The sequence below is a fragment of the Buttiauxella warmboldiae genome (assembly GCF_003818135.1).
In the GTDB taxonomy this organism is placed as follows: Bacteria; Pseudomonadota; Gammaproteobacteria; order Enterobacterales; family Enterobacteriaceae; genus Buttiauxella; species Buttiauxella warmboldiae.
Map to the genome: position 1 here is coordinate 44,198 of NZ_RPOH01000026.1, position 11,470 is coordinate 55,667.

General features: G+C 54.7%; 7 protein-coding genes. 4 read left to right on the forward strand and 3 right to left on the reverse strand.

All coding sequences use genetic code 11. The annotated features are described in order from the left end of the window. Positions 1 to 6 precede the first annotated feature (6 nt). From fdhF to EHN07_RS08035, 3 genes are all read left to right on the forward strand, one after another. Positions 7 to 2,157, forward strand: coding sequence for a formate dehydrogenase subunit alpha (gene fdhF / locus EHN07_RS08025; RefSeq protein ID WP_124023652.1), 2,151 nt, complete (start codon positions 7 to 9; stop codon positions 2,155 to 2,157). A gap of 80 nt (positions 2,158 to 2,237) precedes the next feature. Beyond that, a complete protein-coding gene (hypF, locus tag EHN07_RS08030) occupies positions 2,238 to 4,457 on the forward strand; it encodes a carbamoyltransferase HypF (RefSeq protein ID WP_124023686.1) in 2,220 nt (739 codons plus the stop codon). A gap of 4 nt (positions 4,458 to 4,461) precedes the next feature. Then, on the forward strand, positions 4,462 to 5,484 hold the full coding sequence (locus tag EHN07_RS08035; protein ID WP_124023685.1) for a HoxN/HupN/NixA family nickel/cobalt transporter: 1,023 nt from the start codon (positions 4,462 to 4,464) through the stop codon (positions 5,482 to 5,484). Between the two features lie 44 nt (positions 5,485 to 5,528). Here EHN07_RS08035 and avtA read toward each other — a convergent pair whose 3' ends face one another. Continuing rightward, positions 5,529 to 6,782 (reverse strand): valine--pyruvate transaminase, encoded by a 1,254-nt coding sequence (gene avtA / locus EHN07_RS08040; RefSeq protein ID WP_124023653.1) that lies wholly within the window; start codon positions 6,780 to 6,782, stop codon positions 5,529 to 5,531. A gap of 202 nt (positions 6,783 to 6,984) precedes the next feature. After that, positions 6,985 to 9,003, reverse strand: coding sequence for an alpha-amylase (locus EHN07_RS08045; protein WP_124023654.1), 2,019 nt, complete (start codon positions 9,001 to 9,003; stop codon positions 6,985 to 6,987). 315 nt (positions 9,004 to 9,318) lie between these two features. Here EHN07_RS08045 and EHN07_RS08050 point away from each other — a divergent pair, with 315 nt between their 5' ends. Then, positions 9,319 to 10,152 (forward strand): protein bax, encoded by an 834-nt coding sequence (locus EHN07_RS08050; protein WP_124023655.1) that lies wholly within the window; start codon positions 9,319 to 9,321, stop codon positions 10,150 to 10,152. An 81-nt stretch (positions 10,153 to 10,233) separates the two neighbouring features. Here the strand turns inward: EHN07_RS08050 and xylR are convergent, their stop codons facing one another. Further along, positions 10,234 to 11,412: a D-xylose utilization transcriptional activator XylR gene (xylR, locus tag EHN07_RS08055; protein ID WP_124023656.1), complete on the reverse strand. Its 1,179-nt coding sequence runs from the start codon at positions 11,410 to 11,412 to the stop codon at positions 10,234 to 10,236. Between the last annotated feature and the right edge of the window lie 58 nt (positions 11,413 to 11,470).

The following is an 11,470-nucleotide window of genomic DNA, read 5'->3' on the forward strand; positions in this document are numbered from 1 at the left end:
TTACTGATGAAAAAAATTACCAGCGTCTGCCCTTACTGTGGTGCCGGCTGCAAACTGAAACTGGTTGTTGAGAAGAACAAAATTATCCGCGCTGAAGCGGCTGATGGCGTGACAAACCAAAATGAACTCTGCCTGAAGGGCTACTACGGCTGGGATTTTCTCAACGACACTAAGCTGCTCACACCGCGTCTGACGCAGCCGATGATTCGTTACGAAAAAGGCGGAAAACTTCAGCCAGTCAGCTGGGAAGAAGCCATTAGCTATACCGCTAAACGCCTGAAAGCGATTAAAGAACAATATGGCCCGCGCTCAATTATGACCACGGGTTCTTCGCGCGGTACGGGTAACGAAACCAACTATGTGATGCAGAAGTTTGCACGCGCCGTGCTGCATACCAACAACGTCGACTGCTGTGCGCGCGTTTGCCACGGGCCGTCGGTTGCCGGTTTGCAGGTGACGCTGGGAAATGGTGCGATGAGTAACTCCATCGGCGAGATCGAAAATTCAAAATGCCTGCTGGTGTTTGGCTACAACTGCGCCGATTCGCACCCGATAGTGGCGCGTCGCGTGATTAAAGCGAAAGAAAACGGCGCAAAAATCATTGTTTGCGATCCGCGTCGTATCGAAACCGCGCGCATTGCCGATCAACATTTACAGCTGAAAAACGGCTGTAATATGGCGCTGGTGAATGCGTTTGGCTATGTGCTGCTCGAAGAGAATCTCTACGATCAAGAGTACGTTGCAAAATTCGCCGCAGGTCTGGATGCTTACCGCGAGGTGGTTAAAGGCTACGCGCCAGAAGAGGTTGAGCACCTGACCGGCGTGCCTGCGCATCAAGTGCGCCAGGCGATGCGCACATTTGCCGCTGCCCCTTCCGCCACCATTATGTGGGGCATGGGCGTGACTCAGTTCGGCCAGGCAGTGGATGTCGTAAAAGGGCTTTCAAGCCTTGCGCTGCTGACCGGCAACCTCGGCCGCGAAAACGTCGGCGTTGGCCCGGTGCGTGGGCAGAACAACGTGCAGGGCGCGTGCGATATGGGCGTGCTGCCCAACCAGTTCCCCGGTTATCAGGATGTGGTTGACCCGCAAGTGCGCGCCAAATTCGCCAAGGCCTGGGGCATCAACGTCGATGATATGGACGACAAAGTTGGCGTGCGTATTACCGAAGTGCCGCACATGGCAATTCATGACGAGATGAAAGCCTACTACATCATGGGTGAAGACCCGTTGCAGACCGAAGCCGATCTTGGCCTGGTGCGCAAAGGTTTTGCAGCGCTCGATTTTGTGGTGGTGCAAGACATCTTTATGACCAAAACCGCGGAAATGGCAGATGTGATTTTGCCCGCCACTTCCTGGGGCGAGCACGGCGGCGTGTTTACCTGTGCCGACCGTGGTTTCCAGCGCTTTGAGAAAGCCATCGAGCCGAAATACAACGTCAAACGTGACTGGGAAATTATCAGCCTCATCGCCACCGAGATGGGCTACCCAATGCACTACGACAACAACCAGCAAATCTGGGATGAACTGCGCGAGCTGTGCCCGCTGTTCTACGGCGTAACTTACGAAAAAATGGGCGATATGGGCCATGTCCAGTGGCCTTGCCCGACGCTGGATCACCCCGGCACGCCCTATCTGTACAAAGACAGCAAGTTCGATACCCCAACCGGTAAGGGCCAGTTATTTGCCGCCGAGTGGCGCGCGCCTGCCGAAACGCCGGATGCCGAATACCCGCTGGTGCTCTGTACCGTGCGCGAAGTCGGCCACTACTCCTGCCGCTCGATGACCGGCAACTGCGCGGCACTGCAAACCCTGGCCGATGAACCCGGCTTTGTGCAGATGAACCCGGCAGACGCTGAAAAGCTCGGCATCAAAGACCAACAGCTGGTGTGGGTCAGTTCACGCCGCGGCAAAGTGATTAGCCGGGCGCAAGTGAACGAGCGCATCAACCTCGGCTCGGTTTATATGACCTACCAGTGGTGGATTGGCGCGTGTAACGAGCTGACGCAGGACAATCTCGACCCGATTTCCAAAACGCCGGAAACCAAGTATTGCGCGGTTAACGTCAGCCAGATTGCCGACCAGCAATGGGCAGAAAACTACGCGCAGACGACATACAGCAAGATGAAAGCGCGTTTGCGCCAGGCTGTGGAGGTTTAAAAAAATGGTGGATGGCGCTCCGCTTATCCACTCTACCAGTTCCTTAAAATTGGGTACAAATTGTGAATCTTAACGGCGTGATGCTACGCATTCGCGGCAAAGTTCAGGGCGTTGGCTTCCGGCCATTCGTCTGGCAACTGGCGCAAAAACTCAACCTGACCGGCGACGTCTGCAATGACGGCGCAGGTGTGTTGGTGCGCCTGATGTCGATGCCCGATGCGTTTATCAGCGAGCTTCACGCCCATTGCCCGCCGCTGGCTCGGATTGATAGCGTTGAGCAATCGACCCTGCAGTGGAACGCTGCCCCGCAGGATTTCACCATCATCCACAGCGCCAGTTGTACGATGGATACGCAAATTGTCCCCGATGCGGCAACCTGCCCCGACTGCCTGCGTGAACTTAACGACCCGAACGATCGCCGCTATCGTTATCCATTTATCAACTGCACCCACTGCGGCCCGCGTTTCACCATTATTAATGCGATGCCGTATGACCGGCCAAACACGGTGATGGCAGCATTTCCGCTATGCCCGGCGTGCGAAAAAGAGTACCGCGACCCCATGGATCGCCGCTTCCACGCTCAGCCGGTTGCCTGCCCTGAATGCGGGCCGCAAATCGAATGGCTTTGTGGCGAGCAAAAGTTTGAGCGCGAAAATGCGTTACAGGCCGCCATTACGGCGTTAAAAGACGGGAAAATCGTTGCGATTAAAGGGTTGGGTGGGTTCCACCTGGCGGTTGATGCACGTAACGACGCCGCCGTTTCCCGCTTACGCGCCCGCAAACATCGCCCGACAAAACCGCTGGCGGTCATGCTACCGGACTCACAGGGTCTGCCTGCCAATGTGGTCGCCCAACTCAACACGCCAGCGGCCCCGATTGTGCTAATGGCAAAGTCCGATCTTTGCGGATTAAGCCAATTTATCGCTCCGCATTTAAGCGAAGTGGGCGTGATGCTGCCCGCCAACCCGCTACAACACCTGCTGCTGCAGGATTTCGGCGGCCCGCTGGTGATGACCTCCGGTAATCTAAACGGCAAACCGCCCGCGATGACCAACCAGCAGGCGCTGGCAGAGTTAGCCGCAATTGCTGACGGCTGGCTGCTGCACAACCGCAATATCGTGCAGCGCATGGATGATTCAGTGGTACGCGCCGGCGGCGAAGTGCTGCGCCGTGCCAGAGGTTTTGTGCCGGATGCGCTGGCGCTGCCGCCAGGCTTTGAGGCCATACCGCCGATACTTGCGGTTGGCGCGGATCTGAAAAATACCTTCTGCTTACTGCGCGGTAACCAGGCGGTGCTGAGCCAGCATCTGGGCGACCTTGCAGAAGAGGGCGTTGAACAGCAGTGGCATAAAGCGCGAAAGCTGATGTGCGAAGCCTATGACTTTACGCCGCAGCAGATCGTTGTTGATGCCCATCCCGGTTACCACAGCGCCCGCATCGGGCAAGAAATGGGCTTGCCGGTAAGCCGTGTTTTGCACCACCACACCCATGCTGTGGCATGCATGGCCGAACATGGCTGGCCGCGGGAAGGGGGAGACGTGATTGCGCTCACCCTGGACGGCATTGGTTATGGTGAGAACAACCAGCTTTGGGGCGGTGAATGCTTACGCGTTAATTACCGCGAGTGCGAACATCTCGGCGGCTTACCGGCGGTGGCGCTACCGGGTGGTGACCTCGCGGCCAGCCAGCCGTGGCGAAACCTACTCGCTCATTGCGAGGCGTTTGTAGCGAACTGGCAGCAACTCCCTGAAACCGAGGCGGTACGTGCACAAAACTGGCCGTTACTGGCGACGGCCATTGCGCGTGGAATTAACGCACCTCTCGCTTCCTCCGCAGGGCGATTATTTGACGCCGCCGCAGCGGCACTGAACTGCGCCCCGCTGCAACAAAGTTATGAAGGCGAAGCCGCCTGCCGCTTTGAAGCGCTGGCGTCGCAAAGCGGCTGGTGCAACCACCCCGTCACGCTGCCCGTTATCGCCGGCAAGCTGAATTTGGCTACCTTCTGGCGGCAATGGCTAAGCTGGCATGGCAACGCGCCTGCCCGAGCCTGGGCATTTCATGATGCGCTGGCAAAAGGGTTCGCCGATTTGGCCCGAATTCATGCGCATGAGCGCTCAATTACCACTCTCGTATTCAGCGGTGGCGTACTGCATAACCAGCTGCTGCGCCAAAGATTTTCGTACCATCTCGCAGATTTTACCCTGCTCTTCCCGACACTGTTGCCTGCGGGTGACGGTGCCCTTGCGTTGGGCCAGGCTCTTATTGCCGCAGCCCGTCTCCCCCTTCCTTCACAAGGATAAAATGATGTTATTGCGTGTTCTTCGTGACCAGCCACGCGCTGCTTTTCTGCTCGCGGGTTTAGTCGCCGCCAATCTTGCCGCCTGGGCCTGGGCGCTGGTTTCGTTCCACCACAGCACCGCGCTGATGGCGGCAAGTCTGCTGGCATGGTGCTACGGCTTACGCCATGCGGTCGATGCCGATCACATTGCGGCGATTGATAACGTGACGCGCAAAATGATGCAGCAGGGAAAACGCCCGTTCGGTATCGGCGCCTGGTTCTCACTCGGCCACTCCAGCATCGTGGTGCTGGCATCCGTGGCGATTGCCGCAACGGCAGCAGCCTTCCAGAGCGATATGGACTGGTTTCATGAGGTTGGCGGGGTGATTGGCACCGCAGTTTCAGCCTGTTTCTTGCTGGCGATGGCGCTGGTCAACCTGGTGATTCTGCATGGCGTATGGCGCAACTTCCGTCAGTTAAAACGCGGTAAATCCCCCGGCGCTGAAGCGACGGATTTTAACGGCGCTGGCATGATGAGCTGGCTGTTCCGCTCCACGTTCAGGCTGATCAACAAAAGCTGGCATATGTATCTGGTGGGCTTTTTGTTCGGCCTGGGCTTTGATACCGCAACGGAAATTGGCGTGCTGGGTATTTCTGCTGCCAGCGCCTCAAGCGGCATGTCGATGTGGTCGATTCTGGTGTTCCCGGCGCTATTTGCCAGCGGCATGGCGCTGATTGATACGCTCGACAATATGATCATGGTTGGCGCATATGGCTGGGCGTTTAACAAACCGCAGCGCAAGCTCTATTACAATATGACCATCACCGGCACCTCGGTTGTGGTGGCGCTGTTTATCGGCGGCATGGAAGCATTAGGGCTGTTAGCCGATAAATTCGACCTGCATACCGGCCTGTGGAAATGGGTTGATGCGCTCAATGAAAACCTCGGTAATGCGGGCTTTATCGTGGTTGGGCTGTTTATCGCCTGCTGGATTGTGTCGATGCTGAACTATCGCTGGAAAGGGTACGACTCTTTGGTGGTTCGTTAATCAGGCCAGCCTTCTCCCTTTCCGGGAAGAAGGCTGTTAACTTTTTACTTCGCTTCGGCCCAGGCGCGCTCAATCTCTTCGGCAAGAATCTTCACCCCCGCCTCGATTTTTTCAGGTTCCGGTACATAGTTCATGCGCATGCACTGGTGCGTATGCGGCCACGGCTTATCAAGGCCCGGGAAGAAGTAATCCCCCGGCACCATCAGCACGCCGCGCTTTTTCAGGCGCTGATACAGCAGTTCGGTGGAAATCGGCAGATCTTTAAACCATAACCAGAGGAAAATCGCCCCTTCCGGTTTGTGGATCAGGCAGCGTTCTGGCGACAAATAGCGGCGAAGAGTGGCGATAGTTTGCTGAACACGCTGGTAATAAAACGGTTTAATCACGGTTTCAGACAAGCGCAGCAGGTCGTTACGTTTAATCATCTCGCACACCATTGTCGGCCCGATACCGCCCGGAGCCAGGCTGATAATGCCGTTCATGTTGCTGATAGCGGAGATAATTTTTTCATTGGCGATAATGATGCCGCAGCGGCTGCCCGGCAGGCCGAGCTTCGAGAGGCTCATGCACAGAATGATGTTCGGATTCCACAGCGGACGGGCTTCGCTAAAAATAATACCGGGGAACGGCACGCCATACGCGTTATCAATCACCAGCGGGATACCGTGCTGATTTGCCAGCGCATCGAGCTTGATCAGCTCTTCATCGGTAATGACGTTGCCGGTCGGGTTGGTGGGGCGCGACACGCAGATCATTCCGGTATCCGGGCCAATATGCAGGTGTTCGAAGTCGACATGGTATTTAAACTGGCCTTCCGGCAGCAGTTCAATATTCGGGCGCGTCGAGACAAACAGCTCTTCTTCAAGGCCGGAATCCGCGTAGCCAATATATTCCGGTGCCAGCGGGAACAGCACTTTTTTGCTGCTGCCATCGGCGTAGCGCCCCGCGAACAGGTTAAACAAGTAGAAAAACGCGCTCTGGCTGCCATTTGTCAGTGCAATATTCTGCGATGTAATATCCCAGCCTAATTCGCTGCGCAGCATCTGCGCCAGCACGTCAAGTAGCTCACTTTTCCCCTGTGGACCATCGTAATTGCATAGCGCATCGGCCATTTTCCCGTTTGCCAGCATCTGAGCCAGCAGCTGCTGGAAGTAGTCGTTCATGGCAGGAATTTGCGCCGGGTTGCCGCCGCCGAGCATAATCGCGCCTGGCGTACGCAATCCGTCGTTGAGGTCCTCCATCAGGCGAGTAATGCCTGCATGGCGGGTAAATTTGTCGCCGAAAAGTGAAAACGTCATAACGTAGAGGTCTTTGACTATCAAAAGAAGCTAACCATAGCGCCGGAAAAGACGCGGTGCAAACGCATTAAGGATAGCCGACACTGAGCAATATGCTGCAGATTGACGGGTGGGCAGCACATAATGTTGAAGAGCGGGCTACCCTCACCCCGGCCTCTCCCTGAGGGAGAGAGTTAGGGAGAGGACATACAGCGCAAAAAAGTTAAAGATTACCCGCCCACACCACCATCACTTTGTCATCGCCTGCGGCGCGGCTAAAGCCGTACCCCTGCTTGATACTCAGCGTGTTTTGCTCTCCCGCCCCGATTGCCGGATGGCGGGCGCGGAACTGGCTGATTTTCTGCCAGTGCGCGAGCGTGGCGACGTTTTGCCCCCAGTTCATATCCGAACGCGTGCCTTGCAGCGGGTCGGAACCGGTCGGACCAGGCGGGCGCTCGGTTTCATCGCCATAGAAAATCTGCACCGCGCCCGGTGCCAGCAACAGTAGTTCAGCCGCACGCGGGCCGCCTTCGCGGAACAGGCGGGTATCGTGGGAGGAAAGGTAGCTAAGAACGTTGAAATCCTGCAATTTTGTCGTCATCTGCTGCCAGGTGAGATCGATATCAGCCAGGCAATCCACGGCCTTTGCCGCCTGTTCCTGATAATCAAAATTGATCATCGCATCAAAGCCGCTGCGGTAGTAATCGCTGTGCATTACGCCGTGGCCCCAGGATTCACCGGTCATCCAGAACGGGGCGTCATCGAGTTTCTTCTCCGGGTTAGCTTTTTTCCAGTCGTCCAGTGCCGCCACAGACTGCTCTTTAAGCTGCAGCCAGCCTGCTTTTTCGACATGTTTTGCGGTATCCACCCGGAAACCGTCGATGCCGTAATCACGCACCCACTGGCTGAGCCAATGGGTCAGATAATCACGCACGGTCGCATCCGCAATTTCTTGCGCGCCGCTATCAGGCTTATGGCGATAAAAAATCGGCAAACCCGCGGGCTGCGTTGATTCGGTTATTAAATCCGGCAGGAAGGCCAGCGACATGGTTAAGTCGTCAAAGCCTGGGGGGTTATAATCGCCAATGTCGGTGCGGATCCAGTTCTTACCCCACCAGTTTTGCCAGGCCGCTTTATCGCCAAAGTTGATGTAATCATTGAAGGAATGCCAGCTTTGGCCGGGGCCGGGCTTCCAGTCGCTCCAGCGCTTGCCGAGCGTTTTTGTCAGCTCATCCCCCTTGAGATACAGCGCGCCAAACTGGTACTCCTGCATATCGGCAAGCGTGGCGTAGCCGGTGTGGTTCATCACGACGTCGAACAAAATGCGGATGCCGCGTTTATGCGCCTCATCCACTAGCGTGCGCAGTTCATCTTCGGTCCCCATGTTGGCATCGAGTTTTGTCCAGTCCATGGTGTAGTAACCGTGGTAGGCGTAATGCGGGAAATCCCCTTTCGTGCCGCCGCCAACCCAGCCGTGAATTTGCTCAAGCGGCGAGCTAATCCATAACGCGTTAACTCCCAGCCTCTGTAAATAATCGAGTTTTTGCGTTAGCCCGGCCAGATCGCCACCGTGAAACGTGCCTATCTCCTGTCTGCCATCTTTATGGCGGCCATAGCTGTTATCGTTTTGTGGATTGCCGTTTGCAAAGCGGTCGGTCAGCACAAAGTAGATCGTGGCGTTGCGCCAGCTGAATGGCGCAGCCTGTTGGGTGGCGGCAGATTCGAGTAGCAGCAGGCCATTGCTGTTCGCTGCGGGCATCAGGGTTATCTGGCCTTGCGTAACCGTGGCCGTCGTGCCGCTGTAAAAATCACGCACTTCGCTGCCTTCGGCAAAGGTTTTGCTGACATCCAGCGTGAGCGGCTTACCGTCCCATACCGGGCACTGGCGGGTAATATCAACCGGAGCGGCCTGCTTCTCATCTTTCACGCTGATGCTGAGCGTTGGCGTTCCGCTGCGCGTATCGATTTGCATGCGGTATTCACCTGCACGAAACAGGCGCCATACGGGAGCTTCTCCTGCGCAGGGCTTCAGTGACAGCATCTGGTTGAGCTTTATTGATTCTGCAGGCTGCCAGCATGCCCGTTCGTGCGTAAACGTTAGCGGCAAAGCCCCTTTTGCGAGCTTTCCTTCACTGACAAACAGCCCCGGCCCCTGGATTTTAAAGTCAGGCAAACCGGGGGCGTTCCAGGCGGCCTGCACAAGCCCCGGGAACAGTAGAATGAGCAGCGGTAATTTTTTCATAGGGTTAAGCCGGTGATGATCTTTTATTCAGTCTGGCACCGTTTTAATTAACTGAATTCATCCTCTCAGGGGATTATTGGGGATGAGGAACCAGGGGGAGTAAAGGCGCGATCTATTAGCTAAAAATATGCGATAAGCATCGCATATTTCGCTACTTTTTAGCGTCGGAAGAACATTCCAGGCGACAGCGTTTAGGAATCGGATTATTTCTTTTGGTGCTCCGGGAGTCTATTTTTGTTAGTATCCGCGTTTAGTTTATTCGAAACCTTTGACAAATAAGGCACGGCAAACGCAACGATCCGACCAGGAGATCTAATGATATCAACCCCATTCCGACGATTTGGGGCTGCGATACTGATGTTACTGACCTGCAGTTTTTCAACTGGGGTATTAGCAAGTCAACATGAGCCAAAATCGCATAAAGCCCATTTAGTTAACGCTAAAAGCACTACGACACACGGTAAGAAACTGGCAAGCAGTAAAAAAGAGTATTCTCGCAATAGTGAAATTGCATCGCTCCCTGATTTGCGAAAATACCCTTCCGGAACACCGAGAAAAAAAGCGTTTCTCCGGACGCTCATGCCATACATTACAAGTCAAAATGCAGCGATTACTGCTGACCGTAACTGGTTGGTTTCTAAGCAGTATGAAAAACGCTGGTCACCATCAGAGCGTACGCGTCTGAAAGATATTACTAAACGCTATAAAATTGCGTGGAATGGTAATACTAAGCACGTGCCGTGGAACACGCTGATGGAAAAAGTCGACATTATTCCTACCAATATGGTGGCAACGATGGCCGCAGCCGAAAGCGGCTGGGGCACCTCTAAACTTGCCCGTAGTAATAACAACCTGTTCGGCATGAAGTGCAGCAAGCGCCATTGCAACAACGAACCTGGCAAAGTTAAAGGCTATTTGCATTACAATTCGGTTAAAGAAGGCGTTAACGCGTACGTAACAAATCTGAATACGCACCCGGCCTATAAATCTTTCCGTAAATCACGCGCCCAATTGCGTAAAGCGGATCAAGAAGTGACCGCCAGTAATATGATCCATAAGCTGAAAGGGTATTCCACACGCGGCAGCAGCTATAATAACTACCTGTTTGCCATGTACCAATCCAATCAGCGCTTTATGGCACCGAACTAATTAACTAAAAATAGATTGTTAATAATAAGTAATAATTCACGCCTTCTCTATGAAGGCGTTTTTTTTAGCCTCAACCCTCACTCAAACTAATATTTCACTATATCTTTCCCGGTGTTCCTTCGGCGTTGCGTCGTACTCTTTTTTAAATACCGAATAGAAATACTGCAGCGAAGGGTAACCGCACATTTGCGATATTTCGTTAATCGACAACGAGGTGGACACCAGCAAGCTGCGGGCTTTTTCAAGTTTTTCGGCATGAATCATGGCGTGAATCGTCTCGCCCACTTCCTCCTTAAAGCGCTTCTCCAGATTGGAGCGCGAGATGCCTACCGCATCCAGCACCTGCTCCACTTTAATCCCTTTGCAGGCATGGTTGCGGATGTAATGCATCGCCTGAATCACCGCCGGATCGTGCAGCGAACGATAATCCGTTGAACGCCGCTCCACCACGCGCATCGGCGGCACCAGCACACGCTGTAGCGCCAGCGGTTCATTATCCAGTAAACGATGCAGCAATTTAGCCGCCTGATAGCCCATCTGCCTTGTCCCCTGCGCCACCGATGAGAGCGCCACCCGCGACAGATAGCGGGTCAGCTCTTCGTTATCAATGCCAATCACGCAGAGCTTTTCCGGCACCGGAATATGCAGATGCTCACAGACTTGCAAAAGATGACGCGCTCGCGCATCGGTCACGGCAATAATGCCGGTTTGTGGGGGCAGCGTTTGCACCCAATCCGCGAGGCGGTTTTGCGCGTGTTGCCAGTTCTCAGGGGCCGTTTCTATTCCCTGATACACCACTCCACGGTATTTTTCCTGCGCCACAAGCTGGTTAAAAGCATATTCACGCTCCATCGCCCAGCGTTTGCCACTGGAGTTCGGCAAACCATAGAAGGCGAAGCGCTGAACGCCTTTCTCCTTGAGATGCAAAAAGGCGCTTTCCACCAGCGCATGGTTGTCGGTGGCGATGTAATGCACCGGCGGATAGTGTTCAGGTAAGTGGTAAGAGCCCCCCACCCCCACAATCGGCACATCAGCCCCGTCTAACAAACGCTGGATTTCACTATCATCAAAATCGGCAATCACCCCGTCGCCCAGCCACTCTTTGATATTGTCGATGCGGGCGCGGAAATCCTCTTCGATAAAGATGTCCCATTCGGATTGAGAGGCCTGCAAATATTCACCCACCCCCTCCACGACCTGGCGGTCGTAGGCTTTATTGGCATTGAATAACAACGTAATGCGATGACGCTTCTCAAACATGCTTTTCATTCCTGATAACAAAACCGTATCTGCAATACCACAACGGCACCAATGCCGG

Excerpts from the sequence above, each read along its gene's own strand:
- EHN07_RS08045 (WP_124023654.1), bottom strand. The coding sequence starts at position 9,003 with ATGAAAAAATTACCGCTGCTCATTCTACTGTTCCCGGGGCTTGTGCAG.
- EHN07_RS08050 (WP_124023655.1), top strand. The coding sequence starts at position 9,319 with ATGATATCAACCCCATTCCGACGATTTGGGGCTGCGATACTGATGTTA.
- avtA (WP_124023653.1), bottom strand. The coding sequence starts at position 6,782 with ATGACGTTTTCACTTTTCGGCGACAAATTTACCCGCCATGCAGGCATT.
- fdhF (WP_124023652.1), top strand. The coding sequence starts at position 7 with ATGAAAAAAATTACCAGCGTCTGCCCTTACTGTGGTGCCGGCTGCAAA.
- xylR (WP_124023656.1), bottom strand. The coding sequence starts at position 11,412 with ATGTTTGAGAAGCGTCATCGCATTACGTTGTTATTCAATGCCAATAAA.
- hypF (WP_124023686.1), top strand. The coding sequence starts at position 2,238 with ATGCTACGCATTCGCGGCAAAGTTCAGGGCGTTGGCTTCCGGCCATTC.
- EHN07_RS08035 (WP_124023685.1), top strand. The coding sequence starts at position 4,462 with ATGTTATTGCGTGTTCTTCGTGACCAGCCACGCGCTGCTTTTCTGCTC.